Source organism: Streptomyces sp. NPDC029296 (assembly GCF_055569255.1).
In genome coordinates this window covers 13,171-39,160 of the sequence record NZ_JBVHXT010000011.1, presented here as the reverse complement: position 1 = coordinate 39,160, position 25,990 = coordinate 13,171, and the positions used below count along the sequence as shown (strand labels likewise).

Genomic DNA, 25,990 nt, shown 5'->3' with positions numbered 1-25,990 from the left:
CGGGGGCCTCTCCAGGGGGACATGCCGGAACGGCTCAGCACCCTACTCGGCGAGCTGCGCGGGCAGCGGCGCGGCGTGGGTCACGATCAGGCCCGACACCGCCCGGGTCAGCGCCACGTACAGCCGCCGCAGGCCGGTTCGTTCGTCCGGCTCGCCGTCCACCACGGCCCGCGGCTCGTCCAGCACCACGTAGTCGTACTCCAGGCCCTTGGCGAGCGAGGCCGCGACGAGGGTCAGCCGTCTCTCGCGGGTGGTCTCCTCGCCGGGCGCCAGGTACGGGATGCCGGCCGCCTGAAGGGCCTCGGCGGCGATCAGGCCCGTCGAACCCTCGTTGCGCAGCAGCCGCTCGCAGGCGTCGACCACATCGGCCGTCCCGGTGGCCGGACGGACCTCGAAGAACCCGGGGTTCTCCCGGACCGAGGCGACCGGGGCGAGGCCGGGCGCGATGTGCGGCAGCAGCCGGGAGGCGTACGCGATGACGTCCGTCGGGACGCGGAAACCGGCCGTCAGCTCCTCCACCACCCCCTCCGGCTTGCCCAGGTGCTCCAGCGCCTGCGCCCAGCCGCGGGTCGCCCACGGGGTCGTGCCCTGCGCCAGGTCGCCCAGCACGGTGGCGCTGCCGGTGGTGCAGCGGCGGCCGACGGCCCGGTACTGCATGGGGGACAGGTCCTGCGCCTCGTCCAGCACGACGTGCCCCAGCGAGTGGGTGCGCTGGACCAGATCGGCCGCCTCGTCGATCAGCACGGCGTCCGCCGCCGACCACCTGGCCGTCTTCACGCTCCGCGCGGGCCTCGCCCACAGGATCGTCTTCTGCTCGTCCTCGTCCAGGATCCCCGCCGCGTGCTCGGCGAGGAAGGCCGCGTCCGACAGCAGCCGCAGCACCAGCTTCGCCGGGTCCACGGCCGGCCAGATCGCCTTCACGGCCGCCTTCACCGCGCTGCTGCGGGCCACCGCGTCCTGCACCCGGTCGTCCGGGGCCTCCCCGGCCTGTTCCATCCGCACCAGCACGGCGTGCGCGATCCGCTGCGGCAGTGCCTCCCTGGCCGCGCCGTAGCGGATGTCCCGGGCCAGCAACTCGGCGGTGATCTCCTCCAGTTCGTACGCCGGCACCCGCCAGCGCCGCGAGCCGCGCACGACCACCACCGGCTCGGCGGGCGTGGTCACGTGCGCGTACAGGGCCCGTCGCAGCACCCGCGCCATCCGGGCGTCGCCCTTGACGATCGCGGCGGCGGCCTCGTCCGTGCCGCGCACCTCGACGTGGGCGACCAGGTCGTCCACCGTCGCCTGCCGCACGGACAGCTCGCCGAGCGCGGGCAGCACCTGCTCGATGTAGTGCAGGAAGGACCGGTTCGGCCCGATGACCAGGGTGCCGGTGCGGGCCAGCCGCTCCCGGTGGGCGTACAGCAGATACGCCACCCGGTGCAGGCCGACGGCCGTCTTCCCGGTGCCCGGGCCGCCCTGCACGCAGACCGTGCCGGACAGCCCGGACCGGACGATCTCGTCCTGCTCCGGCTGGATGGTGGCGACGATGTCCCGCATCGGACCCACGCGCGGCCGCTCGATCTCCCGCTGGAGCAGCTTGCTGGTGGTGGCGGCCTCCGCCGGGTCGGACAGGTGTTCGTCCTCGTACGCGGTCAGCTCGCCGCCGGTGTAGCCGAAGCGCCGGCGCAGCCCGACGTCCATGGGGCTCTTCCTGGACGCCCGGTAGAACGGCTGCGACACCGGGGCACGCCAGTCGATGACCATGGGGTCGCCGTCGGCGTCGTGCACGTGCCGCCGCCCGATGTAGAACCGCTCGCCCCGCGCGCCCTCGGCCTGCTCGGCGCCCGGGGCGCGCAGGTAGTCCAGGCGTCCGAAGAACAGCGGGGTGCCGCTGAGGTCGGCCAGCGCCTTGACGCGCTCGTCGATCTGGTGGGCGAGGACCTCGGCGTTGACCCAGTTCGCGGTGACGTCGCGGATGTCGAGGGCCTCCACGTCCTCGCGCATGGCGCGCAGGGCGGCACGGGACGCGGCGAGGTGGGCGCGCTCCCGGGCCAGCGGATCGTCGAGCGGATGGTGCGGGGCGTGCGGGTCGTGGGCGGGCGTGGACAAGGGGGTGCCTCCGGTGGGCCTGCTGCGTGGGCGTGGGCTACGACGATGCCGTCCGGTTTCCGGCCGGACGACGGCTCTCCGAGGGGAGGCGGGCAAGGGCGGAGATTTTAGGGGAGGGGCCGGTGTGGGGGCCAATGATTTTCCGTCTCCACCCGGGGGTGGACGCGTCGCCTTCCCGGACCGGCTCCGCGGACCGATGCGGGCGAGGGGTGCGGAGTTCCACCATGGAGACATGAGCGCAGCATTCATCCACCCGGTTCCCGCCCGGCCCCCGTCGGGCGCCACGGCCCTCGACGGCATCCACCACCACCGGCTGGGCAACGCCCTCCGCGCGGTGAGGGTGTTCCTGGAGGCGGCCTTCGGCGTCGTCATCCTCGGTGAGTACGGCGAGGAAGCGGGCATAAGCCGCAAATAGCAACATAAGGTCGCGTCCGTGTGCAAACGGACGGTGATGCCCCGCCTGCCCCTCCTCCCTGCCCTGCTCCTCCTCGCCCTCTCCCTCGCCTCGTTCGCCACGCTGTGCGCCCTGCGCGGCGCACCCATGGCCGACCTCCTCGTCTACCGCGCGGAGGGCGCGGCCGTGGCCCGCGGCACCGATCTGTACGGCTTCACCGTCACCGAGTGGCGGCTCCCCGCGACGTATCCGCCCTTCGCGGCGATCCTGTTCGTCCCGGCGGCCTGGCTGCCCGTCCCCGTCCTGAAGGCGGCCTTCCTCGCGGGCAACGTGCTCCTGCTCGCGGCCCTCGTCGTCCTGTCCGCCCGCCTGGCCCGGCGCGCCCCGGCCCCGCCCCTGGTGTGCGCCGCCACCGCCCTCGCCCTCTGGCTCGAACCGGTCTTCCAGACGCTGCTGTTCGGCCAGGTCAACCTGGCCGTCGCCTGCCTGACCCTGTGGGACCTGACCCGGCCCCCGGGCGCCCGCTGGGCGGGAGCGGCCCTCGGGGTCGCGGCCGGTATCAAGCTCACCCCGGCCGTGTTCCTGGTCTGGCTGGTGCTGCGCGGCCGGATCCGGGAGGCGGCGACGGCCCTCGCGGCCTTCGCGGGGACGGTGGCGCTCGGCGCCGTCCTGCTGCCCTCGGCGACCGTCCCCTTCTGGGGCCGGCGGCTGTGGCAGACCGGCCGGGTCGGCAAGGCGTGGATCGTGGACAACCAGTCCCTCCAGGGACTGATCGCGCGGCTGCTCGGCGAACCCGCGCCCGGCCCCGGCTGGGTGCTGCCGGCGCTGGTCACCGGCGGCGTGGGCCTGTGGCTGGCGGGCCGCGCCCGCCACGAGCGGCACGGGATCCTGCTCACCGGGCTCACGGCCCTGCTGGTCTGCCCGATCAGCTGGTCCCACCATTGGGTGTGGTGCGTGCCGCTGCTCGCGGTCCTGCTCGGTGACGGCCGCCGCCGGGCGGCGGCCGTCACCGCGGCGGTCTTCACCGCCCGCACCCTGTGGCTCGTCCCGCACGCGGGCGACCGGGACCTGCACCTGCCGTGGTGGCAGCAGCCGGCGGCGTCGCCGTACCCGCTGCTGGCGCTCGTCCTGCTGGCGGCGGCGGTGGCGGTGCGCCGCCGGGCGCGTCAGGCCGCGCCCTCCGCCAGGATCTCGTCGGCGTCCACGATCCGGTAGGCGTAGCCCTGCTCGGCCAGGAACCGCTGCCGGTGCGCGGCGAAGTCCTGGTCGATGGTGTCGCGGGCGACCACCGAGTAGAAGTGCGCCTGGTGGCCGTCGGCCTTGGGGCGCAGCACCCGGCCGAGCCGCTGGGCCTCCTCCTGCCGGGAGCCGAAGGTCCCCGACACCTGGATGGCGACCGTGGCCTCCGGCAGGTCGATGGAGAAGTTCGCGACCTTCGAGACCACCAGCACGCTGATCTCGCCCTCGCGGAAGGCGTCGAAGAGCTTCTCGCGCTGGGCGTTGGAGGTCTCCCCCTTGATGACGGGAGCGTTCAGGTGCTCACCCAGCTCGTCCAGCTGGTCGATGTACTGGCCGATGACCAGGATCTGCTGCCCCGCGAACCGGCGGACGATCGCCTCGGTGACCTTCCGCTTGGTCGCGGTGGTCGCGCAGAAGCGGTACTTCTCCTCCGCCTCGGCCGTCGCGTACGCCAGCCGCTCGGAGTCCGTCAGGTTCACCCGGACCTCGACACAGTCGGCGGGCGCGATGTAGCCCTGCGCCTCGATCTCCTTCCACGGCGCGTCGAACCGCTTCGGCCCGATGAGCGAGAAGACGTCCGACTCCCGGCCGTCCTCGCGCACGAGGGTGGCCGTCAGCCCCAGCCGGCGCCGCGCCTGGAGGTCGGCGGTGAACTTGAAGACCGGGGCGGGCAGCAGGTGCACCTCGTCGTAGAGGATCAGCCCCCAGTCCCGGGAGTCGAACAGCTCCAGGTGCGGATAGACGCCCTTCCGCTTGGTCGTCAGCACCTGGTAGGTGGCGATGGTGACCGGCCGGATCTCCTTCTTGGTGCCGCTGTACTCGCCGATCTCCTCCTCGGTCAGCGAGGTCCGCTTCACCAGCTCGTGCTTCCACTGCCGGGCGGAGACGGTGTTGGTGACGAGGATCAGCGTGGTCGACTTCGCCTGCGCCATCGAACCGGCGCCGACCAGCGTCTTGCCCGCGCCGCAGGGCAGCACGACGACGCCGCTGCCGCCGTGCCAGAAGTTCTCCACGGCCTGCCGCTGGTACGGCCGCAGCGCCCAGCCGTCCTCCAGCAGCTCGATCGGGTGCGCCTCGCCGTCCACGTACCCGGCGAGGTCCTCGGCCGGCCAGCCCAGCTTCAGCAGCGTCTGCTTGATCTGGCCCCGCTCCGAGGGGTGCACGGCCACCGTGTCCGGGTCGATCCGGGCGCCGACCAGCGGGGCGATCCGCTTGGACTTCAGCACCTCCTCCAGCACCGGCCGGTCGGTGGTGGTCAGGACGAGTCCGTGCGCGGGGTGCTTGCCGAGGGTGAGCCGGCCGTAGCGGTCCATCGTCTCGGCGATGTCGACGAGCAGCGCGTGCGGCACCGGGTAGCGGCTGTACTGCACCAGGGCGTCCACGACCTGCTCGGCGTCGTGTCCGGCGGCGCGCGCGTTCCACAGGCCGAGCGGGGTGACCCGGTAGGTGTGGATGTGCTCGGGCGCCCGCTCCAGCTCGGCGAAGGGCGCGATGGCCCGCCGGCAGTCGTCGGCCCGCTCGTGGTCGACTTCCAGCAGCAGGGTCTTGTCGGACTGGACGATCAGTGGACCATTCACGCGCGGCACACCCTTTCCACAACGGCCAAACGTCCAGTGTGCCTCATCGAACGGTTTGTCCGGGGGCCGTGCGCCGTGCAACCCCGCCCCGGGTCCGCGGGTCTACACCCGCGACGGGGATCGAGGGGAGGGCGCGGGATGACGGCGGTCAGATGGGCGACCGGGGCGGGGGCGGTGGTGGTGCTGGTGGGCACCGGCGTGTGGGCCATGCGGCCGGGACAGGTCGACGCCCGGCTGTGGGAGGAGGTCCGGCCGGTGATCGAGGCCCGCCTTGCGGCCGAGCAGCGGGGCACCGGGTACGGCGAGGAGGTGTCCGGGCTGGACGCGCACTGGTTCTGCCGGGCCGAGCCGGTCGGCCTGGAGCGGCACGGGGACGAGGTGCGGGCGGGTGTCGACACGCTGTGCGTCGAGTACGGCGTGCGCGACGGCGGCCTGGTGGAGTGCGGCGGCGGACACGTCCCGCGGGTCCTGCGGCTGGCCCGGGCCGCCGACGGCCGCTACCGGGTGGTCTCCCACGAGCAGGCCCCCGACGGCGCGGGCAACGCGAGCTGGACCAGGTCCCGCTTCGGCCGCCCCGGCACGGCCGCCCCGCGCGACGGGATGTCGTCCGCCCCCCTGGAGAGCGCGGCCCGCGCCCGCTACGGCCTGCGGGAGGACACACCGGTCGGGGACTGCTGAGGGGGTGGGGCGGTTCCGGGGCCGCCGGGCCGGGTCAGTCGTCCGCCAGCTCCGCGACCCCCGTGATCCGGTGCAGGGGGTAGGTGCGGACCTCGTCCGCGGTGTGGTCGTAGGCCGTGACGAAGCCGCCCTCCACGCGGATGGGGGAGATGACCCGCTGGCTGGCGGCGCCCTCGGCGTTCACGTAGCCGATCCACAGCGAGTCGCCGGTCAGGACGGCGGCCTGCACGGTGGCCAGGGTCTCGGCCGAGGAGGTGCGGGGCGGCTCGCCGCCCGCCAGGGGCTCGCCGACGGGCTTGCGCGGCGCGGTGGCGGCCAGGTCACCCGCCCGGATCGCGCGGACCGCCGCCGTGAGCAGCGTGGCGTCGGGCGGCGGCGGACCGTCCGGCACCGGCTCGGGCGCGGTGCGCGGCGGGGTGCGGTGCGCGTGGGCCCGGGTGATCAGCACATCGCCCTCGGCGGACTCGGCGGCGGGCGCGAACCCCATCGCGCGCAGCCCCTCCAGCAGCGTCGCCGGATCGGTCTGCGCCGCCAGCACGGTCGCCGCGAGGCGGCGCAGGCGCAGGGCGGCGGCGCGCTTGTCGGCGAGGATCTCGTTCAGCAGGGCGTCGTCGTCGCAGCGGACGTACGCCGAGGCCGCGCCGACCCGCAGGTGCCCGTGTCTGCGGGCCACGTCGTCGATCAGGTAGGCGAGCGGCTGGGGGACCGGGGTGCGGGAGTGCTCGGCGAGGAAGGCGTGCAAATCGGCGGCGGTCCGGCCGGCGTCCAGGGCCCGGCGGACGGACGCCGGGGTGAACCGGTACACGGTCGCCCCGCCCTTGGACTCCACGTCCGCGAGCACGCCTAGCATGTCCGCGAGCGGGCGCCGCAGCGGGCCGGGGGCGACCGCCGTCAGGTCGGCCTGGAGCAGCACGTGGTCCAGGGGCTCGGGCAGCAGCGGCGCGAGCAGCCGCGCCGCGGCGGACCCCGCGGCGGCCTGCCCGGGCCCGGAGAGCGGCACGGGCCGGTCGGGGGCGGTGCGGTGGCGGTGCACGGGGAGCTTGTCCCCGGGGCCGGGCCCGGGACCGTCGGAGGGAGGGCCGCCGGACACGGCCGCCCCGGGCCGCGGGGCGCCGCTCCCGGGCCCGTCGGCCGCCGGGGCACCGGAGTCGTCGGCCGCGGGCGCCCCCAGCAGTGCGCGGCCGTGGGCCGACAGCGCGCCCCGGCCGGTCAGGCCCAGCAGCTCGGCCTCCGACAGGGTCCAGCGGGCCAGCCGGGACCGCAGGTCCTCCTCGTCGTCCCGCCGGCCGCCCCGCAGCGGGCGCTCCCAGCGCAGCCGGGCCAGCACCGACCCGGCGTCGGGGGCCGCGCCCGGACCCAGCCCGGCCAGCAGGGACAGCACCCGGTGCCGCACCTCGGGCGCGGCGGACCGGTCGAGCCCGGGGCCGAGCGCCGACAGGGTCCGGTCCTTGGCGTCCCGGCCGCCGACCAGCCCCGGGGTCCGGGTGGCGGCCAGCCACGCCTGGGCGAGCCGGACCCAGCGCTCGGCCGGCGGCCGCTCCAGCCACTCGTCGTAGGCGGGGGTGGCCGCGTACCGCTCGTCGGCCTCGCCGTCGGAGGCGATCAGCCCCGCCGCGTACGCCAGTTCCACCCAGAAGGCGGCGACCGGTTCGGAGACGTCCAGGGCCACGGCCGTCCGCTTCAGGTCGCGGACGCTCAGCCCGCCGGCCCGCAGCACGGCCGGACCGCCCTCGTCCCAGTCCTTCAGCAGCTCCTCCACGGTGGCCAGCGCGGTGTACGCCTGCCCGGCCGCGGTGGCGTCCACCACCCGCGGACCGTGCGTCGCGGCCGGCGCCACGGCGGGCGGCAGCGGCTCGGGGGCCCGGTGGGCGCGGCCGGCGCGCAGGTGCAGGGCGACCTCGCGGGGGAGCACGACCGTGCCGGGGGCGGTGGGCAGCAGCAGGCCCCGGTCCAGCAGCCAGCGCAGGTGCGCCGCCGGATCCGCCGTGACCTGCCCGTACGGAGGCCCCCACACCAGCCGGTCCAGCACCTCGCGGGCGGCCTCGGGGGCCTGGGCGAGCAGCCTGGCCAGCTTCCTGCGGTGGGTGAACAGGGCGGTCAGCGCGGTCACGGCGGACACCGAGTCGTGCGTGGACGGCAGCCCGGCCGTCGTCACGATCTCCTGGATCCGCCCCGGCGACATGCCCGAGGTGGCCTCCCGCACGGTCGGTCCGAGCCCGGTCGGGGACGGGTGCTGCGGCGAGGGCGCCAGCACCTCGCGGGCGGTGCGCACCAGCCGCAGCCGGTCGTCCCCGCCCCACACCAGGGCCTGTTCGCGCAGGGTGCCCAGGGCCGACGGCAGCGCGCCGGCCACGGCCGCGTCGCCCGCGTCCCCGGCCATCAGCCCGAGCAGGGTGTCGTACGGCGCCGGGTCCGGGGCCACGGCCAGTGCCTCGGCCGTCTGCAGCGCGAACCGGTCCAGCCGCTCCAGGGCGCGCAGCACCGAGGCACGGGTGCCGGCGCGCGTGGCGAGCTGGGTGAGGTCGCCGGGCACGGGGGTGACGAGGTCCGGGCGGCTGCGCAGCAGCGCGGCGAGGGAGGAGTCGTCCCGTGCGCGGAGTGCCTCCGCGAGGGACCGAGGGGCTGAGTGGGCCTCGGGGCTCATCCGGTCAACGTTAGCGGACAACCCATGGGCCGAGGGCATCCGGCGGGAAGCGGTACCGTCCCTCCCGGGGTTTCAGTCGGCGCACCCCGGAGGGGTTCCGTGGGGATCGAGAGCGACCAGGTCGTCTACGAGTATCTGAGCCGCGTCGGTGACATCGCCCAGCAGCGCCAGCTGCCGTCGGCGACGCGCATGCGGCTCGTGTCCGGGCTGCGCAACGAGATCGACCGGCACCGGGCGAAGGCGACGGTGGACTCGCCCGCCGCCGTCCGCCGCATCCTGGACCGCCTGGGCAGCCCGGACGAGGTGGTCACGGCGGCGGACGCCACCGGCGGCGCCCCGCAGCCGCCCGCCACCGCCGTCCCCGCGCAGCCCTCCGCCGAGGAGCGGGCGCCGGAGCGGGAGCGGCCGAAGAGGCTGCGCCGGGCCGTGCCGCGCCCGCGCCCCGCCGAGCCCCGGCCGCCCGCCGCACCGGACGCCCCGGCCCCGCCGCACCTCGCCCCCGCGCACGAACTCGGGGACGGCGCGGCGCCGCCCGACTGGTGGCGGGTGCGCGGCCCGCAGGCCGACGTCGACCCGGTGCCGGGGTTCGTCGGCGGCGTGGAGATCCCGGACCTGCTCAAGCGCCCCCCGCGGGAGGCGGACCCGGCCCCCGCCGGCCCGGCCCCCGCCGAGGCGGCGGCCGGGGCACCGGCCGGGGCACCGGCCGGGACCGAGCCGGCGCCCGCCGCGCGCCGCCGGCTGCGCGGACTGCTCCCGGCCCGCGGGAAGGCCGCCCCGTCCGGCACTCCCGCCCGCGGGCCGCTGTCCGGCTGGTCCAACCCCCTGCTGCTGCTGGCCGCCGCCGCGCTGGCCGCCGGCGCGGTGCTCGGCAACTGGTTCGCGCTGCTCGCCGGCTGGGCCATCGCCTACGGCTCCCGCCGGCTGACCCCCGCGGAGACCAAGTGGGCCGTCATGGTCCTGCCCGGCGCGGCGGTCGCGGCCGGCCTGCTCTGGCTGTGGGGCCGCACCGACGGCCGCTGGGGCGCCCCGATCCCCCAGGGCCACATGGGCGACGCGATCGGCGAGACCTGGCCGTGGGTGGTCCGGGGCGCGGCGGTGGCCTCGGCGCTGTACCTGGTGTGGCGCTCACAGCGGAAGAGGTAGCGGCGGGGCGGCGGCGACCAGGCCGCGCCGTGTCCGCCCGAGGGTGCGGGCGGCCGCGCGGCCGAACCGCCCCGCGCCCGCACCCGGCGGCCGGCGGCCGTTCCCCCGGCGCGGACCGCCCGGCCCCCTTCGCTCCCGGCCGCACCCGGCAGAATGTCCCCCATGGCCTCCACCTTGACCGTCGGTTTCGACCTGGACATGACCCTCATCGACTCGCGTCCGGGCATCCGCGCCTGTTACCGCGCCCTGGCGGAGCGGACCGGGGCGTTCATCGACGCCGATCTCGCGGTGACCCGGCTCGGTCCGCCGCTCGTGGAGGAGCTGGCCCACTGGTTCCCGCCCGCGCGGGTGCCCGAGATGGCCGATCTCTACCGGGAGATGTACCCCTCCATAGCCATTGCCGCGTCGCCCGCGATGACCGGCGCCCGGGAGGCGGTCGACGCGGTGCGCGCGGCCGGCGGACGGACGATGGTGGTGACGGCGAAGTACGAGCCCAACGCCAAGCTGCACCTGACCCACCTCGGCATCGAACCGGACGTGGTGGTCGGCGACCTGTGGGCCGAGCAGAAGGCGCGGGCGCTGCGCGAGCACGGCGCGGCCGTGTACGTCGGCGATCACGTCGGGGACGTCCGCGGGGCGCACGCCGCAGGTGCGTTTTCGGTCGCCGTCGCGACCGGACCGTGCCCGGCCGAAGAGCTGGGCGCGGCCGGCGCGGACGTCGTGCTGACCGATCTGTCCGCCTTCCCGGCGTGGCTGAAGGGCTACCGCGAGGCCCCCGGGGCGGCCCCCCGCGCCTGACGCCGTCCGGCGGCCACCGACCGCAGCACACCGGCACCGGCCATGAGGAATCCGACGGCCATGAGCATGCTCAGACCGAACATGTAGGTCGGAAAAGGCTTCGCCCCGAGGAAGAGCGGGGCCACCGTGACGAGGGTGGCCACGGCCCCGAGGAAGAAGACGACGGCACCGGCGCGGATCAGTCGGTCACCGGGCGCGGCGGAATTCGGTTGGGTTTTGTCACGCACCGGACCAGGGTAGTTCCCTGCGCGAGAGAACAACCGGGGGACGTCTTGTCACCCGCCCGAAGACCATTAGCCTTGGTATCGGCGGGTCGTGGTCGACCCGCTCTAGTGCTATCAAGAGCCGTTTCCGAAGTAGTTTTCCAACGAGTACGAGGACGAGGACAGACGTGCCTACCGGCAAGGTCAAGTGGTTCAACAGCGAGAAGGGCTTCGGCTTTCTCTCCCGCGACGACGGCGGTGACGTCTTCGTCCATTCCTCGGTTCTCCCCGCCGGAGTCGACTCCCTCAAGCCGGGACAGCGCGTGGAGTTCGGGGTCGTCGCCGGTCAGCGCGGTGACCAGGCGCTGTCGGTGAACGTGCTCGACCCGACGCCCTCGGTCGCCGCCGCCCAGCGCAAGAAGCCGGACGAGCTGGCGTCGATCGTGCAGGATTTGACGACCCTTCTCGAGAACATCACCCCGATGCTGGAGAAGGGCCGTTACCCGGAGAAGACCTCCGGCAAGAAGATCGCCGGTCTGCTCCGCGCGGTCGCCGACCAACTGGACGTCTGAGCCGACCCGGAACAGCCGGCCGGCCCCGGACTTCCCCGTCCTCAGGGGAAGTCCAGGGCCTTCGGTCCGAGAGGCGGCAGCAGTCCCTCGGCCGCCGCGCGGGTGAGCAGCCCGCGCACCGCCGCGTAACCGTCCTCGCCGAGGTCGGCCGTGAACTCGTTGACGTACAGCCCGATGTGCTGGTCGGCGACGGCCGGATCCATCTCCTGGGCGTGTGCCATGACGTACGGCCGGGAGGCCTCGGGGTCGTCCCAGGCCATGCGCACGGACGTACGGATGGACTCGGCCAGCCGGGTGAGCGTGTCCGCACCCAGCGAGCGCCGGGCGATGATCGCGCCGAGCGGGATCGGCAGCCCGGTGGTCCGCTCCCAGTGCTCGCCCATGTCGGCGAGCTTGTGCAGCCCGTAGTCCCGATAGGTGAAGCGGGCCTCGTGGATGACCAGACCCGCGTCCACCTTGCCGTCCCGCACGGCCGGCATGATCTCGTGGAACGGCATGACCACGATCTCGCCGACCCCGCCGGGCACCGCGTCCGCCGCCCACAGCCGGAACAGCAGATAGGCGGTCGACCGCTCGCTGGGCACCGCGACCGTACGGCCGCCGATGTCGGCCCCCGCCTCCCGGGCCAGCACCAGCGGCCCGCAGCCCCGCCCCAGCGCGCCGCCGCACGGCAGCAGCGCGTACTCGTCGAGGACGTACGGCAGCACGGCGTACGACACCTTCAGCACGTCCAGCTCGCCGCGCTCGGCCATGCCGTTGGTGACGTCGATGTCGGCGAACGTCACGTCCAGCGCGGGCGCGCCGGGCACCCGGCCGTGGGCGAGGGCGTCGAAGACGAAGGTGTCGTTCGGGCAGGGGGAGTACGCGATCGGCAGGGACCGCTGCTGCTCACTGGTGGTCATGTGGGTTCCAACTCTCCAAAGCGGGCGCGAGCTTCCCGAAGCCCCCGGTGAGGGCGGCGAGCGCGTCGCCGATGCGCCAGGCGGCCCGGTCCCGGGGCCCGACCGGGTTCGAGACGGCGCGGATCTCCAGTACGGGCACCCCGTGCGCGGCGGCGGCCTCCGCCACTCCGAACCCCTCCATGCCCTCGGCGAGCGCGCCGGGGTGGCGGGCCCGCAGGGCGGCGGCGCGGGCGGCGGTGCCGGTCACCGTGGAGACGGTCAGGACCGTGCCGGTACGGGCGCCGAGGGCCTCGGCGGCGACTCGTACGGCTGATTCCGGCGGGCGGTGGGTGACGGTCCCGAAGCCGAGTTCGGTGACCGCCAGGAAGCCGTCGGCGGTCTCGGCGCCCAGGTCGGCCGCGGTGATCGCGTCGGCGACGACGAGCGAGCCGAGCGGCGCCCCGGGCTGGAAGCCGCCGCCGATCCCGGCCGAGACGACCAGGCCGTAGGGCCGGCCGGCCAGCGCGGCGGCGGTCAGGGCGGCGGCGGTGGAGGCGGCGGCGAGCGCCGGTCCGACACCGGCGGCGAGCAGGTCCCAGCCCGTGCCCGTGCGGCGCAGGGCCGCGCCGGGCAGCCGGACCTCCTCGGCCGGCGCGGGCAGCGCCCCCGCCACCGCGTCCCGCTCGACGGGGACCGCGGTGGCGACGAGGACCGGGAGGGGGGACGTGGTCAGTCCTTGTGGTGCTTCAGCTTGAAGGACCACATGCCCTTGTTCTCCTTTTCGCCCGCCTGGATCGCGAGCGTGTTGGTCTCGCCCTGCGTGCCGTACTGGGCGTTGAAGAAGGCGCTGCTCGGGATCGTGCGGTACGTCTTCTTGCTGACGTCGGTGAACTGGCGGCCGTTCACCAGCACGACCCAGCCCTCGTCCGCGATCTTCGGATCGACGCCGATGCGGACGGTGTCGTCCTGGCCGACCTCGATCGACTTCACGTCGTCGGAGTTCTTGACGCAGTCCTTCAGCGAGTCGGCGGTCAGCTTGTCGCCGTCGTTGTAGCAAAGGGCCTCGGTGTTGACCGAGTTCCCGCCGACGGTGATCGTCGCGACGGGGGTCGGCTTGTCACAGGCCGACAGGACGAGCAGTCCGGCGGAAACGGCGCCGGCAACGGCGACGGCGCGGCGGCGTCGCACAGCGGATTGCAGCGTGGTCATGGCCGAAGGCTATCGGGCGCCCGGAGCCGTCCGCCCACGTGGGGTACGGCGTGCCCGGTTCGTTACGCCACGCGGGCCCGGCAGCCGCCGCCCCGGGCCGAGGCGAGCAGCCCGCGCAGGGTGGTCAGCCAGCCGGCCGCCACGAACACGGCGCCGACCAGCAGCCCCACCGTGCCGTCCAGCGGCATCACGATGCCGACCGCGCCGCCGAACACCCACGCCATCTGCAACAGCGTCTCCGAACGGGCGAACGCCGAGGTGCGCACCGCCTCCGGCACGTCCCGCTGGATCAGCGCGTCCAGGGCCAGCTTGCCCAGCGCCTGCGCGCACCCGGCGACCGCCGCGAGAGCGGCCACCAGGACCGTCCCGAAGAACAGTCCGGCGACCACCGCCGCGCCGAGCACCACCGCGACGACGGTCACGATGATGATCTCCGGGGCGCGGGACCTGAGCCAGGCGCCCACGGCCGTCCCCAGCGCGTTGCCCGCGCCCGCCGCGACCCCCACGATGCCCAGCGAGACGGCCGCGCTCTGCCCGGCCAGCGGGTGCTCGCGCAGCAGGAACGCCAGGAAGAAGATCAGGAAACCGGACAGACAGCGCAGGGACGCGTTCGCGCCCAGCGCGTAGGTGACGGCGGGCCCGACCGAGCGCAGCCCCGGCCGCCTGCCCTGCCCGTCGCGCCGGCGCCGCGCGTCGGACGCGAGCAGCGCCACGTCCTCGCCCTTGGCGGAGTCCACCTTGGGCGGCAGGGAGAACGACAGGAACGTCCCGGCGGCGAAGATCACGAAGGCGCCGTACAGCGGCCACGGATCGCCGAGCGCGTGCAGCCCGGCCGCCACCGGCGCGGCGGCCCCGGTCGCCAGCAGCCCCGCGAGGGTGACCCGGGAGTTGGCCTTCACCAGTGAGAAGTCCGGCGGCAGCAGCCGTGGCACGACGGCGCTGCGCACCACGCCGTACGCCTTCGACGCCACCAGCACGCCCAGCGCGGCCGGATACAGCTCCAGCCCGCCGCTCGCCACCGCCCCGGACACGACCAGCGCGAGCAGCGCCCGCGCCAGCATCGCGCCCGCCATCGCGGCCCGCCGGCCGTGCGGCAGCCGGTCCAGCAGCGGCCCGATGACGGGCGCGAGGACCGTGAACGGGGCCATGGTGATGGCGAGATACAGCGCGACCCGGCCGCGCGCCTCGTCGGTGGGCACGGAGAAGAACACGGTCGACGCGAGCGCCACGGTGACCATGACGTCCCCGGCGCCGTTCACCGCGTGCAGTTCGATCAGCTTGCCGAGGCCCGACTCGCCCGCGCCGTGCGCGTGCGTGACCCTGCGGATGCCGCGCGCCGCGCCGGTGACCGGGAAGCGCAGGGCACGGCCGACCGCGCGGACGGCGCCGCGCACCCGGCCCGAACCGCCGTCCCGCCCACTTGCCTTGTCCGCGGCTGCCACGACGTTCATAGTGCCCCGGGATCCGGCCGGATAGTGCGCTACGGCACGGATGGCGGCCCGCGACGTGAGGGACCGGTGGACGGCGTGGGGGCGGCGTACGGCCCGGGTGGGAAAATCCACGAATCCCGCCCGGTGTAGCGTGCCTGTCTCAGCCATAACGCAGAATGGATGGCAGAGGTGCGCCCGGGCGCGCGGATGCAGACGTCGATGCGGTCCCCAGGTCCGCTCCGTAGGCGAAACCGCCGGAGGCAGCCGCACTCGACGAGACGGCGTAGGAGAGAAGCGATACCTGTGAGCGCAGCGACAACGCGAAGCCGCACCCCCGACCGCCTGTGCGCCGAGGCCGTCGACCTCGCCCGTGCCGCCGCCGAGGAGGCCGCCGCACCCGGGGTGATCGGCGAGCACGCGGGACTGGTGTCGGAGGGTGACCGCGTTGTCACGCACTTCTTCGAGTGCGAGGAGCTGGGCTACCGGGGCTGGCGCTGGGCCGTGACGGTCGCCCGCGCCTCCCGCGCCAAGGTCGTCACGCTCGACGAGGTGGTCCTCCTCCCCGGCCCCGACGCCCTCCTCGCCCCCGAGTGGGTCCCGTGGAGCGAGCGCCTGCGCCCCGGCGACCTCGGACCCGGCGACCTGCTCCCCACCGACCAGGACGACCTGCGCCTGGAGCCCGGCTACACGGGTGAGGAGGAGCCGCCGCCCAACTCGGTCGTCTCCGACGAGATGCGGGAACTGGCCGAGGCGGAGGACGCCGACGTCACCCCGGGCACCCCCGCCGCCCTGCCGGCGACGCCCTCCCGGGGCACGATCGCGTCCGTCGCCGAGGAACTGGGCCTGCGCCGCGCCCGGGTGCTCTCCCGCTACGGCCTGCACATCGCGGCCGACCGCTGGGAGGAGGCGTACGGCCCGCAGACCCCGATGGCCCAGGCCGCCCCCGCGACCTGTGTGAGCTGCGGCTTCCTCGCCCGCATCGGCGGCTCCCTGGGCCAGGCCTTCGGGGTCTGCGCCAACGAGTTCTCGCCGGCGGACGGCCGGGTGGTCTCCCTGGCCTACGGCTGTGGCGGCCACTCGGAGGCGGCGGTCATGCCGAAGGCCCCGCAGCCCGCCCCGCCGGTCATCGACGAGACCCGCGTCGACCCCTTCCCGCTGCGCCCGGCCCGCGACTCCGGCTCGGTCCCGGAGACCGCCGACGACGAGACGGCGGAACTGGGCCACTCCTGAACGCCGGCCTCCGCTGCCGGACTGCCCCGGTGATCACCAGAGCGGCGCGGGAGCGGGACCTTCCCGGGTTCCTCGGGCCGGCGGCCCCGGTGGAGCACTGGTTCGGGCCGATGGTGGCCGGCCCCGGCTTCACCCGGGCCGTACGGCGGAGCATCGGCACGTCCACGGCACTGGTCGCGGAGGACTCCTCGGAGCTGCTCGGCGGGCTCCTCTCCGGGCCCGCCCCGCCGGTCCACCCCGTGCACTGGCTGGTGGTCCCGGACGGGGCGCGGGGGCGGGGCGTCGGGCGGGCGCCTTCCGCGGATGGGTCCACGGCCCGGCCACCGACGAGGTCGTCACCTTCGGCGCGGACCACCCCGGCGCGGTGGCCGGCGGAGCGCGCGTGTTCTGCGAGCGCCCCGGCTTCACCCCGGCCGAGCCGGCGGACCCCGGCCCGGAGGGCGGCTCCCGGCAGGTCTGCCGCCGCCACGTCCGCTGAGCCGACCCGCACCTCGGCCCACACGGTCTTGCGCGGCGGGGGTCCCGGCGCCGTGCCCCAGCGGTCCGCGAACGCCTCCACGAGCAGCAGCCCGCGCCCGGCGTCCGCGTCCGGGGCGGGGCGGACGCGCTCCGGCAGCCGGTCGCCGCGCGTGTCGGTCACCTCGATCCGCAGCACGTCCCCGACGGCGCACATCGTCAGCCGGAAGTCCCGCCCGGCGGCCCGGCCGTGCACGACGGCGTTGACGGCCAGCTCCGCGACGATCAGCGCCGCCGGGTCCATGGGCAGTCCCCAGGAGCGCAGTTGCTCCGTGGCGAGCAGCCGCGCCAGCCGGGCCCCGCGCGGGGTGGTGGACAACTGCACCGAGAAGTTCACACCCTCAGCGTGTCCGCCTCCACCGCGTTCCGAACGTGACGGAGCGGTTGCGTAGAGTCACTGTCCGCGCGCGTCCGGTGGTGTCCGCGAGCGGGAGCCCGGGCGCGACCCGGCGCGGAGCGGAGCGAGCGGGCCGGCGGCCGCGTCCCGCGCCCCCGCTCCGGCCGCCCCGGGCACTCCGCCCCGCCTCTCCCCTTCGGCCGTCGCCCCCCCGGCGCTGTACCTTCGTCCTCACGCGGAGGATGGAGAGTGATCGTGAGCAAGTTCGTGCGGCCGGCGGGTGAGGGGGCCGATCCGTTCGGGACGGCCCGGCTGCGGCGCGGGGTCCTCGACGCCTGGGCGACCAGTCCCGCCCGGTTCCGGGAGGACGCCAACGCCGAGGAGGACCTCGTCCTCGGCGGGTACCGGGACCGGCTCGTCGTGGAGTTGGCGCAGAACGCCGCCGACGCCGCCGCGCGGGCGGGAACGGCCGGCCGGCTGCGGCTCACCCTCCGCGACGGCGTGCTCGTGGCCGCGAACACCGGCGCCCCCCTGGACGCGACCGGCGTCGAGTCGCTGTCCACGCTGCGCGCCTCCGCGAAACGGGACTCCGGGGCCACGCACGGCGCCGTCGGCCGGTTCGGCGTCGGGTTCGCCGCCGTACTCGCCGTGACCGACGAACCGGCGATCGTCGGGCGGCACGGGGGTGTGCGCTGGTCCCTCGCCGAGGCCCGGGAGCTGGCCGGCGAGGTCGCCCGGCACAGCCCCGGCCTGGGCGACGAGGTACGGCGCCGGGAGGGCCACGTACCCCTGCTGCGGCTGCCCTTCGCCGCCGAGGGCACCGCTCCCGACCTCTACGACACCGCCGTGATCCTGCCCCTGCGCGACGCCGCCGCCGCCGATCTCGCCGCGCGGCTGCTCGCCGGGGTGGACGACGCCCTGCTGCTCGCCCTGCCGGGGCTGACCGAGGTCGTCGTCGAGATCGAGGGGCAGGAGCCGCGTACCCTCGGCCGCCGTGCCGACGGGCCCTTCACGGTCGTGGAGGACTCCCGGGACGGCGTCACCCACTGGCGTACCGCGTCCGCGCACGGCGGGCTGACCCCCGACCTGCTCGCCGACCGGCCCGTGGAGGAACGGCTGCGCCCCCACTGGTCGGTGACCTGGGCCGTACCGGTCGACGCCTACGGCGCCCCGGCCCGGCCCCGTACCAGCCCGGTCGTGCACGCGCCCACCCCGAGCGACGAGCCGCTGGGCGTGCCGGCGCTGCTCATCGCCTCGTTCCCGCTGGACACCACCCGCCGGCACGCGGCGCCCGGCCCGCTCACCGACTTCCTGGTGCGGCGCGCGGCCGACGCCTACACCGAACTGCTCGCCGGGTGGCGGCCGGTGGGCGAGGGGATCATCGACCTCGTGCCCGGGCCGCTCGGCACGGGCGCGCTGGACGGGGCGCTGCGGCAGGCCGTGCTGGAGCGGCTGCCGCGCACCGCCTTCCTGCCGCCGGCCGTCGCGCCGAAGGCCGAGGACGAGCTGCCGCAGGCGCTGCGGCCCCGGGACGCCGAGGTCGTGGAGGGCGCCGGCGCCGACACCGTACGGGTGCTGGCCCAGGTGCTGCCCACCCTGCTGCCGGCGGGGCTGGAGCGCCGCTCGGAGCTGCGCACCCTCGGTGTCGCCCGGCTGCCGCTCGCCGACGCCGTCGACCGGCTCGCCGGGCTGGAGAAGGAGCCGCGCTGGTGGTGGCGGCTGTACGACAGCCTCGCCGGGGTCGACCCGGAGCGGCTGTCCGGGCTGCCGGTGCCGCTGGCCGACGGCAGGACCGCCATCGGGCCCCGGCAGGTGCTGCTGCCCACCCCGGACGCCGCGCGGATCGATCCGGACGTGCTGGGGCGGCTCGGGCTGAAGGTCGCCCACCCGGACGCCGTCCATCCGCTGCTGGAGAAGCTGGGCGCGCTGCCCGCGACCCCCCGCGCGGTGCTCACCACCCCGCAGGTGCGGGCCGCCGTCGCCGGTTCCCTGGAGGACGACGGCGCGCCGGCCTGGGAGGAGGACGTGCCGGACGCCGAGGAGCTGGCGGACACCGTGCTCGCCCTGGTCCGGGACGCGGGGCTGGAGCCGGGTGACGAGCCCTGGCTGGGCGCGCTCGCGCTGCCCGACGAGGACGGCGAACCGACGCCCGCCGGCGAGCTGGTGTTTCCCGGCAGCCCCTTCGCCCGGGTGGTCCGCGAGGGCGAACTGCCCGTCGTCGACGCCGCGCTGGCCGAACGGTGGGGCGAACAGCCGCTCACCGCGTGCGGGGTGCTGGCCGACTTCGCGCTGGTCCGCGCCACCGACGTCGTCCTGGACCCGGACGAACTGGAGCCCCGGGAGGGCGACTTCGCCGAGCCCGACGACGCGGGCCTGCTGGACGCCGTGGACGTGTGGTGCGAGGACGTCCTCGACCGCTTCCCGGACAGCCCGGTGCCGCCCGTGGCCACCGAACTCGTCGCCGTGCGCGACCTGGAGCTGGTGGACGACGACCACTGGCCCGAGGCACTCGCCCTGCTGGCCCGCCCGCCGCTGCGGGACGCCCTGACCCAGCCCGTGCGCATCCTGCTGCCCGACGGCACCCACGAGGCCGTACGGCCGTACACCGCGTGGTGGCTGCGCGGGCACCCGGTGCTCGACGGGCGGCGCCCGGCCGGTCTGCTCGCGGCCGGCGGCGACCCGCTGCTGCGCGGGCTGTACGACGAGGCCGACGCGACCGGGTTCGAGGACGAGCAGGTGCTGCGGGCGCTCGGGGTGCGCACCTCCGTCGGCGCGCTGCTGGACGAGCCCGGTGGCGCCGCCGAGCTGCTGGACCGGCTCGCCGACCCGGAGCGCACCGTCACGCCCGCACAACTGCACGGCCTGTACGGCGCGTTGGCGGAGCTGGACCCCGAGCGGGTGACCCTGCCGGACGAGCTGCGGGCCGTGGTCGACGGGCGGGTGGAGGTGGTGGACGCCGCCTCGGCCGTCGTGGTCGACTCCCCGGATCTGCTGCCCTTCGCCTCCGGGGTGCCGCTGCTGCCGGTGCGGCCCGCGCGCGCCGCCGAGCTGGCCGAGCTGTTCCAGGTGCGCCGGCTGAGCGAGTCCGTCACCGGCGAGGTGCACTCCGAGGGGACCGAGCACGAGGTGCCGGACCCGGTGCGGGTGCTGCTCGGCCCGCGGACGCCCCGGACCTACGTCGAGCACGAGGAACTCGTCGTGGACGGCGTGGAGATCGACTGGCGGCTGACCGGCGACGGTGTGCTGCACGCGGCCACCCTGGAGGGGGTCGCGGCGGGCCTGGCGTGGGCGGCGGCGCAGTGGCCGCGCCGGTTCGAGGTGGCCGCGCTGCTGGAGGACCCCTCGCGGACGGAGGAGCTGGCGCGGGACCGGTGGTTCGACTGACGGCGGTGGCACAACTGACGCCGCGCGTAAGGCCATAGAAAAAGTCCGCACGAAATTTCCACCACTGGTACAACCTTTCACTCCGGCCCCGGGTCAGATCAGCGGAGTCACCACTCGACTCCCTGATCTGAACGTGGGGACAACACATGCGCATCCGTGCCTCTGTCGCCGTCGTGGGCGGCGCTCTGGCTCTGTCCGCTCTCGCCGTGCCGGCCGCCCAGGCCGACGGCAGCCAGGGCGACACCAGGATCACCAAGGTGGTCGTGGACGGCGACAACAAGGTGCAGATCGGTACCTCCGGCGCGGTGACCGTCAAGGTCAGCGTGACCGCTACGGACAAGTCCGGCATCAAGGGCGCCGAGGACGAGTTCGAGATCTACGGCCCGGACGGCGGGTACGCGACGACCGGCAAGCCCACCTGCACCAAGGTCAACGCGACCACGTCCACCTGCACCGCCTCGGTGAAGATCGACCCGAGGACGGACTACCTCACGAACAAGAGCGCCGGCACCTGGTACGTGGACGCGTGGATCAACGCGAACGACGAGGACTACCTCTGGAAGGAGAAGGCCGGTTCCTTCTCCTTCCAGCGGGCCGCCAAGCTGACCGCCGACGCCGCCCCGGAGCCGGTGAAGAAGGGCAAGACGATCACCGTCACCGGTGCCCTCTCCCGCGCCGACTGGCAGTCGCTGAAGTACGGCGGCTACGGCTCGCAGTCCGTGAAGCTCCAGTTCCGCAAGAAGGGCGCCACCGGCTACACCACCGTCAAGACCGTCAAGGCCGACGCCAAGGGCAAGCTGAAGACGACGGTCAAGGCCTCGGCCGACGGCTACTACCGCTACTCCTTCGCGGGCAACTCCGGCACCGCCGCGGTGAACTCCGCGGGCGACTTCATCGACGTGAAGTAACCGGCCCCACCCGCCATCACGACCATTCGAGGACAACACATGAAGCTTCGCGCCACCGTGGCCGCCGTCTCCGGCGCCCTGGCCCTCTCCGCCCTCGCCCTGCCGGCCGCGCACGCGGCGGACGGCGGCCCGTCCTACCGCGCCGACGTGGCCCGCGCCATCGCGCAGCACACCCCGGGCAAGGCGGGCTTCGCCCTGCGCTCGGCGCCGATCGGCGACCTGGACGTGTCCTTCTCCAACTTCAAGATCGCCAAGGCGATCAAGGTGGGCACGACCAACACGGTCTCCGCCACGGTCACCTACACGCTGACCCACGGCACCGACGTGGACGTCAACAGCGACGAGTTCGTCACCATCCCGGTGATCTACCGCGGCTCCGTCGAGGAGATGGAGAACGCGTGGGGCGGCGACTACCCGGCCACCTGCGTCGAGAAGTCGGCCACCACGGCCTCCTGCAAGGGCTCGATCCAGATCGACCCGCGCGAGTCCGACCCCGAGTTCAAGCTGTACAACTCGCAGGCCGGCACCTGGCACGGCGCGGCCGTCGCGCTGGACGAGGAGAAGTCCTCCGTCCAGTTCGACCTGGGCACCACCCTGCTCCAGCGCAACTCCCAGCTGACGGTCAACGCCGCCCCGGAGCCGGTGAAGAAGGGCAAGACCCTCACCGTCACGGGCAAGCTCTCCCGCGCCAACTGGGAGGACCACAAGTACCACGGCTACACCGGCCAGCCCGTCAAGCTCCAGTTCCGCAAGAAGGGCTCCAGCACCTACACCACGCTGAAGACCGTCAAGTCGGACTCCACGGGCAACCTGAAGACGACCGTCAAGGCGTCGGCGGACGGCTACTACCGCTACTCCTTCGCGGGCACCTCGACCACCCCGGCGGTCACCGCCGCGGGTGACTTCGTCGACGTGAAGTAAGCCCCCGGCCGGCCGGACCGCGGCGCATCGCCCCGCGGTCCGGCCGTCGCCGTTCCCGGGCCCGCCCCGTTTCCCCCGTTCGGGTCACGTGAGGGTAATCGGCAGGCCAAATCGGGCCGGGAAGCGTCTTGCCGTACAACCAATGAGGTGCTCCACGGATCTGATCGCGTGAGTCGACCGACTCCACGATCCACTTCTCCCTCCAGGGGAAACACATGCGCATCCGTGCCACCGTGGCCGCCGTCTCCGGCGCCCTGGCCCTCTCCGCCTTCGCCGTGCCCGCCGCCCACGCGGCCCCCGCGGCGCCGAACGTCACCTTCTCGAACGTGAAGGTCAACGGCGGCAAGGCGATCACCCTCGGTGCCACCTCCACGGTCAAGGTCAAGGCGACCTACACCGTGACGCACCCCACCACCGTCGCGATGTCCACCCTCATGACCGGTCCGGTGCTCTACCTCGGCACCTCGGCCAAGGATGCCGACACCCAGGTCGTCAGCGACGACCCCGGCACCTGCACCACGGTGAACTCCACCACCGTGAACTGCTCGGCCACGATCACCCTCCCCGCCGAGGAGCTGTACAACTCCGACGCCGGGACCTGGAAGCAGGGCGGGGTCGCGGTGGACAAGAAGACCGGCGCCGAGAAGTGGCAGAGCGACCTCGGCACCCTCCCGGTCCGCCGCGCCGCCAAGCTCACCGCCGACGCCACCCCGGAGCCGGTGCGGAAGGGCAAGACCCTCACCGTCACGGGCAAGCTGTCCCGCGCCAACTGGGAGGACGGCAAGTACCACGGCTACACCGGCCAGTCCGTCAAGCTCCAGTTCCGCAAGGCGGGCTCCAGCACCTACACCACGCTGAAGACCGTCAAGTCGGACTCCACGGGCAACCTGAGGACGACGGTCACGGCCGGCTCCGACGGCTACTACCGCTACAGCTTCGCCGGTACGTCCACCACCTCGGCCGTCAGCGCCGCGGGCGACTACGTCGACGTGCGGTAGGCGCAAGCACCCCTCCCACCCGGCCGGCGAACCGGTCGTTCCCCTAGTCCGTAAAGCGCCGGCCGACCCACTTCCACAGGTACTCCAGCATCCCGCAGGCCACCGCCGCCACGCCGACCGCCGCCCACGGCATGGTCACGCCGACCAGTCTCAGCGCGAAGAAGTCCTGGAGCGCGGGGACGGCGAGGACGAGCAGGAAGGCCGCGCCCATCGCGGCCACCAGGGCCACCCGCCACCAGGTGTAGGGGCGGGCGACGATCGCCAGGACCCACATGGAGATCAGGAACAGGGTCAGGGTGGCCGCGCTGGTCTCCGCGTCCAGCGCGCCGGCGCCGGAGTAGTGGTGCCGGGCGAGCAGGTACGTCAGGAAGGTCGCCGCCCCCGCCACCACCCCGCCGGGGACGGCGTACCGCATCACCCGGCGCACGAAGTGCGGTCTCGCGCGTTCGGCGTTGGGGGCGAGGGCCAGGAAGAAGGCCGGGACGCCGATGGTGAGCGTGGACAGCAGGGTCAGGTGCCGGGGCAGGAAGGGGTACTCCACCTGCCGGCACACCACCAGCACCGCCAGCAGCACCGAGTAGACGGTCTTCACCAGGAACAGCGTCGCCACCCGCGTGATGTTCCCGATCACCCGGCGGCCCTCGGCGACCACCGAGGGCAGGCTCGTGAAGCTGTTGTCCAGCAGGACGATCTGCGCCACCGCCCGGGTGGCCTCGGAACCGGAGCCCATGGCGACCCCGATGTCGGCGCTCTTGAGCGCCAGCACGTCGTTCACGCCGTCCCCGGTCATCGCGACCGTACGGCCACGGGACTGCAACGCGTCCACCATGTCCCGCTTCTGCTGCGGGGTGACCCGCCCGAACACCGTGCCCGAGTCCAGGGCCTCGGCCATCGCCGGCAGGTCGGCGGGCAGCCGCCGCGCGTCCACCGCCGTGCCCTCCAGGCCGAGCTTCGCGGCGACGGCCCCCACCGACACCGCGTTGTCCCCGGAGAGGACCTTGGCGCGCACGTTCTGCTCGGCGAAGTAGCGCAGGGTGTCGGAGGCGTCCGGCCGCAGCCGCTGTTCGAGGACGACCAGGGCGGTGGGCCGGGCGCCCCGGGCGGGCTCGGCGTCGTCCAGGTCCCGGTGCGCGCGGGCCAGCAGCAGCACCCGCAGCCCCTGCTCGTTGAGCCGCTCGGTCTCGGCCAGGGCGGGGTCGCCGGGGGCGAGCAGCACGTCCGGGGCGCCCAGCAGCCAGGTGCTGGTCTCGCCGTCGCCCTCGCTGAACGCGGCCCCGCTGTACTTGCGGGCGGAGGAGAAGGGCAGCGACTCCACGCAGCGCCACTCCTCGCTGTCCGGAAAGGCGTCGATGACCGCCCGGAGGGAGGCGTTGGGGCGCGGGTCGGACTCGCCGAGCGCGCCGAGCACCTTGCGCACGTACCCCTCGTCCGCCCCGTCCAGCGGCCGCAGCCCGGTGACGTCCATGCCGCCCTCGGTGAGGGTGCCGGTCTTGTCCAGGCACACGGTGTCGACGCGGGCCAGGCCCTCGATCGCCGGCAGCTCCTGCACCAGGCACTGTCTGCGGCCCAGCCGGATGACACCGATCGCGAAGGCCACGGAGGTGAGCAGCACCAGCCCCTCGGGGACCATCGGCACGATCCCGCCGACCGTGCGGGCCACGGCGTCCTTGAGTTCGTCGTTCTTGACGACGAGCTGGGTGACGACCAGTCCGGCGGCGGCCGGGACCATCATCCAGGTGACGTACTTGAGGATGGTGGAGATGCCGGAGCGCAGCTCGGAGTGGACGAGCGTGAAGCGGGAGGCCTCCTCGGCGAGCTGGGCGGCGTAGGCCTCGCGGCCGACCTTGGTGGCCTGGAAGGCGCCGCCGCCCGCGACCACGAAGCTGCCGGACATGACCTGGTCGCCGGGGCGTTTGACGACGGGGTCGGCCTCGCCGGTGAGCAGCGACTCGTCGATCTCCAGGCCGTCCGCCTCCGCGCACACCCCGTCGACCACGATCTTGTCGCCGGGGCCGATCTCCAAGAGGTCGTCCAGGACGATCTCATCGGTGGCCACCGCGGTCGCCACGCCGTCCCGCCGCACCGTCGGCCGGGACTCCCCGATCACCGCGAGCGAGTCCAGGGTCTGCTTGGCCCGCCACTCCTGGATGATGCCGATGGCGGTGTTGGCGAGGATCACGAAGCCGAAGAGGCTGTCCTGGACCGGCGCGACGACCAGCATGATCAGCCAGAGCACGCCGATGATCGCGTTGAACCGGGTGAGGACGTTCGCCCGGACGATCTCCCCCAGCGAGCGGCTGCTGCGCACCGGCACGTCGTTGACCTGCCCGCGCGCGACGCGCTCCGCCACCTCGGCGGGGCCGAGCCCGGCCGGCCGGGTGGTCGGCGACGGCACCGGACGCACCGGATCGACTTCCGCGCCCGCGCGTATGTGGCTCATGCATTCGACGGTACGTGCGGACCCGCCCGCCCGCCCACCGGCGCACCCTCGGACGGCGTCGACGGCGATTTCCGGCCGCCCCGGCCCGGCCCCTGCGGGCCGCCCGCCGGCTAGCGCCCGACGGCCGTCTCCGGTGCGGCGGCCCGCTTGATCGCCGCGTCCCGCTTGCGGACGTACCAGACGCCGATCAGCCCGAGGCCGCCCCCGGCCAGGCAGGTCCACAGCCACCAGGTGTGGCCGTGGTCGTCGAACCAGCCGTAGAACGGCAGCTGGACCAGGAAGAGGACGAACCACACGATCGTGCCGCCGGTGATGGTGGCGACCACGGGCCCCTCCAGGGGCTCCGGCGCCTCGTGCTTGGGGGTCCACTTAGCCATGCGCACAGCTTATGCGCCGC

General features: G+C 74.6%; 21 protein-coding genes and 2 pseudogenes. 12 read left to right on the top strand and 11 right to left on the bottom strand.

Features of this window, described 5'->3' with window-relative positions:
• Positions 1-42 precede the first annotated feature (42 nt).
• Positions 43-2,091: a HelD family protein gene (locus tag ACZ4W9_RS12030; protein ID WP_467935001.1), complete on the bottom strand. Its 2,049-nt coding sequence runs from the start codon at positions 2,089-2,091 to the stop codon at positions 43-45.
• Positions 2,092-2,323: 232 nt separating this feature from the next.
• Between ACZ4W9_RS12030 and ACZ4W9_RS12025 the strand changes: the two genes are divergently transcribed.
• A complete protein-coding gene (locus ACZ4W9_RS12025) occupies positions 2,324-2,506 on the top strand; it encodes a hypothetical protein (RefSeq protein ID WP_467935000.1) in 183 nt (60 codons plus the stop codon).
• An 18-nt stretch (positions 2,507-2,524) separates the two neighbouring features.
• Positions 2,525-3,700: a glycosyltransferase 87 family protein gene (locus ACZ4W9_RS12020; RefSeq protein WP_467934998.1), complete on the top strand. Its 1,176-nt coding sequence runs from the start codon at positions 2,525-2,527 to the stop codon at positions 3,698-3,700.
• On the opposite strand, the gene ACZ4W9_RS12015 is transcribed toward ACZ4W9_RS12020, so the two are convergent.
• The gene (locus ACZ4W9_RS12015) at positions 3,652-5,301 is read right to left on the bottom strand and encodes a DNA repair helicase XPB (RefSeq protein ID WP_467934997.1); all 1,650 of its coding nucleotides are present in this window, start codon (positions 5,299-5,301) and stop codon (positions 3,652-3,654) included. The genes ACZ4W9_RS12020 and ACZ4W9_RS12015 overlap by 49 nt on opposite strands.
• A 138-nt stretch (positions 5,302-5,439) precedes the next feature.
• Here ACZ4W9_RS12015 and ACZ4W9_RS12010 point away from each other — a divergent pair, with 138 nt between their 5' ends.
• Positions 5,440-5,979, top strand: a complete 540-nt coding sequence (locus ACZ4W9_RS12010; RefSeq protein WP_467934996.1) for a hypothetical protein — start codon at positions 5,440-5,442, stop codon at positions 5,977-5,979.
• 34 nt (positions 5,980-6,013) lie between these two features.
• On the opposite strand, the gene ACZ4W9_RS12005 is transcribed toward ACZ4W9_RS12010, so the two are convergent.
• Positions 6,014-8,623, bottom strand: coding sequence for a helicase-associated domain-containing protein (locus ACZ4W9_RS12005; protein WP_467934994.1), 2,610 nt, complete (start codon positions 8,621-8,623; stop codon positions 6,014-6,016).
• Positions 8,624-8,722: 99 nt separating this feature from the next.
• Between ACZ4W9_RS12005 and ACZ4W9_RS12000 the strand changes: the two genes are divergently transcribed.
• Positions 8,723-9,766, top strand: a complete 1,044-nt coding sequence (locus ACZ4W9_RS12000; RefSeq protein WP_467934993.1) for a hypothetical protein — start codon at positions 8,723-8,725, stop codon at positions 9,764-9,766.
• A gap of 153 nt (positions 9,767-9,919) precedes the next feature.
• Positions 9,920-10,564 carry an HAD family hydrolase gene (locus tag ACZ4W9_RS11995; RefSeq protein WP_467934992.1) on the top strand — a complete coding sequence of 215 codons (645 nt, stop codon included), beginning with the start codon at positions 9,920-9,922 and terminating at the stop codon, positions 10,562-10,564.
• On the opposite strand, the gene ACZ4W9_RS11990 is transcribed toward ACZ4W9_RS11995, so the two are convergent.
• Complete coding sequence (locus ACZ4W9_RS11990; RefSeq protein WP_467934990.1) at positions 10,528-10,791, bottom strand: hypothetical protein; 264 nt, start codon at positions 10,789-10,791, stop codon at positions 10,528-10,530. The two genes, ACZ4W9_RS11995 and ACZ4W9_RS11990, sit on opposite strands and share 37 nt — an antisense overlap.
• Positions 10,792-10,955: 164 nt before the next feature.
• Here ACZ4W9_RS11990 and ACZ4W9_RS11985 point away from each other — a divergent pair, with 164 nt between their 5' ends.
• Positions 10,956-11,339, top strand: coding sequence for a cold-shock protein (locus ACZ4W9_RS11985; protein ID WP_467934989.1), 384 nt, complete (start codon positions 10,956-10,958; stop codon positions 11,337-11,339).
• A 41-nt stretch (positions 11,340-11,380) separates the two neighbouring features.
• Here ACZ4W9_RS11985 and ACZ4W9_RS11980 read toward each other — a convergent pair whose 3' ends face one another.
• The 4 genes from ACZ4W9_RS11980 to ACZ4W9_RS11965 all read right to left on the bottom strand — a co-directional run bounded on the left by ACZ4W9_RS11980 (position 11,381) and on the right by ACZ4W9_RS11965 (position 14,880).
• Positions 11,381-12,241 (bottom strand): 1,4-dihydroxy-6-naphthoate synthase, encoded by an 861-nt coding sequence (locus ACZ4W9_RS11980; RefSeq protein ID WP_467934988.1) that lies wholly within the window; start codon positions 12,239-12,241, stop codon positions 11,381-11,383.
• Positions 12,228-12,983: a futalosine hydrolase gene (locus ACZ4W9_RS11975; RefSeq protein WP_467934987.1), complete on the bottom strand. Its 756-nt coding sequence runs from the start codon at positions 12,981-12,983 to the stop codon at positions 12,228-12,230. Before ACZ4W9_RS11975 ends, ACZ4W9_RS11980 begins: the two co-directional genes overlap by 14 nt.
• Entirely contained in the window at positions 12,950-13,429 is a 480-nt protein-coding gene (locus ACZ4W9_RS11970) for a DUF2771 domain-containing protein (RefSeq protein WP_467934985.1), read from the bottom strand. Before ACZ4W9_RS11970 ends, ACZ4W9_RS11975 begins: the two co-directional genes overlap by 34 nt.
• Before the next feature lie 62 nt (positions 13,430-13,491).
• Complete coding sequence (locus ACZ4W9_RS11965) at positions 13,492-14,880, bottom strand: MFS transporter (protein ID WP_467934984.1); 1,389 nt, start codon at positions 14,878-14,880, stop codon at positions 13,492-13,494.
• Between the two features lie 282 nt (positions 14,881-15,162).
• Between ACZ4W9_RS11965 and ACZ4W9_RS11960 the strand changes: the two genes are divergently transcribed.
• Both ACZ4W9_RS11960 and ACZ4W9_RS11955 read left to right on the top strand, forming a co-directional pair.
• The gene (locus tag ACZ4W9_RS11960; protein ID WP_467934983.1) at positions 15,163-16,089 is read left to right on the top strand and encodes a DUF3027 domain-containing protein; all 927 of its coding nucleotides are present in this window, start codon (positions 15,163-15,165) and stop codon (positions 16,087-16,089) included.
• A 29-nt stretch (positions 16,090-16,118) separates the two neighbouring features.
• Positions 16,119-16,567: pseudogene (locus ACZ4W9_RS11955) on the top strand (GNAT family N-acetyltransferase).
• 6 nt (positions 16,568-16,573) lie between these two features.
• Here the strand turns inward: ACZ4W9_RS11955 and ACZ4W9_RS11950 are convergent.
• A pseudogene (locus tag ACZ4W9_RS11950) lies at positions 16,574-16,942 on the bottom strand (ATP-binding protein); the annotation flags it as partial.
• Between the two features lie 255 nt (positions 16,943-17,197).
• Between ACZ4W9_RS11950 and ACZ4W9_RS11945 the strand changes: the two are divergent.
• From ACZ4W9_RS11945 to ACZ4W9_RS11930, 4 genes are all read left to right on the top strand, one after another.
• Positions 17,198-20,326, top strand: coding sequence for a sacsin N-terminal ATP-binding-like domain-containing protein (locus tag ACZ4W9_RS11945; RefSeq protein WP_467934982.1), 3,129 nt, complete (start codon positions 17,198-17,200; stop codon positions 20,324-20,326).
• Positions 20,327-20,472: 146 nt separating this feature from the next.
• Complete coding sequence (locus ACZ4W9_RS11940) at positions 20,473-21,234, top strand: calcium-binding protein (RefSeq protein ID WP_467934980.1); 762 nt, start codon at positions 20,473-20,475, stop codon at positions 21,232-21,234.
• 39 nt (positions 21,235-21,273) lie between these two features.
• Positions 21,274-22,155: a hypothetical protein gene (locus tag ACZ4W9_RS11935; RefSeq protein ID WP_467934978.1), complete on the top strand. Its 882-nt coding sequence runs from the start codon at positions 21,274-21,276 to the stop codon at positions 22,153-22,155.
• Positions 22,156-22,370: 215 nt separating this feature from the next.
• Positions 22,371-23,153, top strand: a complete 783-nt coding sequence (locus ACZ4W9_RS11930) for a hypothetical protein (protein WP_467934977.1) — start codon at positions 22,371-22,373, stop codon at positions 23,151-23,153.
• Positions 23,154-23,196: 43 nt separating this feature from the next.
• On the opposite strand, the gene ACZ4W9_RS11925 is transcribed toward ACZ4W9_RS11930, so the two are convergent.
• Both ACZ4W9_RS11925 and ACZ4W9_RS11920 read right to left on the bottom strand, forming a co-directional pair.
• Positions 23,197-25,593, bottom strand: a complete 2,397-nt coding sequence (locus ACZ4W9_RS11925; protein WP_467934976.1) for an HAD-IC family P-type ATPase — start codon at positions 25,591-25,593, stop codon at positions 23,197-23,199.
• A gap of 110 nt (positions 25,594-25,703) precedes the next feature.
• Positions 25,704-25,970, bottom strand: a complete 267-nt coding sequence (locus ACZ4W9_RS11920; protein ID WP_467934974.1) for a DUF2530 domain-containing protein — start codon at positions 25,968-25,970, stop codon at positions 25,704-25,706.
• Positions 25,971-25,990: the final 20 nt, after the last annotated feature.

What these genes read in the sequence shown, in the direction of transcription:
- ACZ4W9_RS12025 (WP_467935000.1), top strand. Translation starts at nt 2,324, where the DNA reads ATGAGCGCAGCATTCATCCACCCGGTTCCCGCCCGGCCCCCGTCGGGC.
- ACZ4W9_RS12010 (WP_467934996.1), top strand. Translation starts at nt 5,440, where the DNA reads ATGACGGCGGTCAGATGGGCGACCGGGGCGGGGGCGGTGGTGGTGCTG.
- ACZ4W9_RS12005 (WP_467934994.1), bottom strand. Translation starts at nt 8,623, where the DNA reads ATGAGCCCCGAGGCCCACTCAGCCCCTCGGTCCCTCGCGGAGGCACTC.
- ACZ4W9_RS11995 (WP_467934992.1), top strand. Translation starts at nt 9,920, where the DNA reads ATGTCCCCCATGGCCTCCACCTTGACCGTCGGTTTCGACCTGGACATG.
- ACZ4W9_RS11980 (WP_467934988.1), bottom strand. Translation starts at nt 12,241, where the DNA reads ATGACCACCAGTGAGCAGCAGCGGTCCCTGCCGATCGCGTACTCCCCC.
- ACZ4W9_RS11970 (WP_467934985.1), bottom strand. Translation starts at nt 13,429, where the DNA reads ATGACCACGCTGCAATCCGCTGTGCGACGCCGCCGCGCCGTCGCCGTT.
- ACZ4W9_RS11965 (WP_467934984.1), bottom strand. Translation starts at nt 14,880, where the DNA reads ATGAACGTCGTGGCAGCCGCGGACAAGGCAAGTGGGCGGGACGGCGGT.
- ACZ4W9_RS11940 (WP_467934980.1), top strand. Translation starts at nt 20,473, where the DNA reads ATGCGCATCCGTGCCTCTGTCGCCGTCGTGGGCGGCGCTCTGGCTCTG.
- ACZ4W9_RS11935 (WP_467934978.1), top strand. Translation starts at nt 21,274, where the DNA reads ATGAAGCTTCGCGCCACCGTGGCCGCCGTCTCCGGCGCCCTGGCCCTC.
- ACZ4W9_RS11930 (WP_467934977.1), top strand. Translation starts at nt 22,371, where the DNA reads ATGCGCATCCGTGCCACCGTGGCCGCCGTCTCCGGCGCCCTGGCCCTC.
- ACZ4W9_RS11925 (WP_467934976.1), bottom strand. Translation starts at nt 25,593, where the DNA reads ATGAGCCACATACGCGCGGGCGCGGAAGTCGATCCGGTGCGTCCGGTG.
- ACZ4W9_RS11920 (WP_467934974.1), bottom strand. Translation starts at nt 25,970, where the DNA reads ATGGCTAAGTGGACCCCCAAGCACGAGGCGCCGGAGCCCCTGGAGGGG.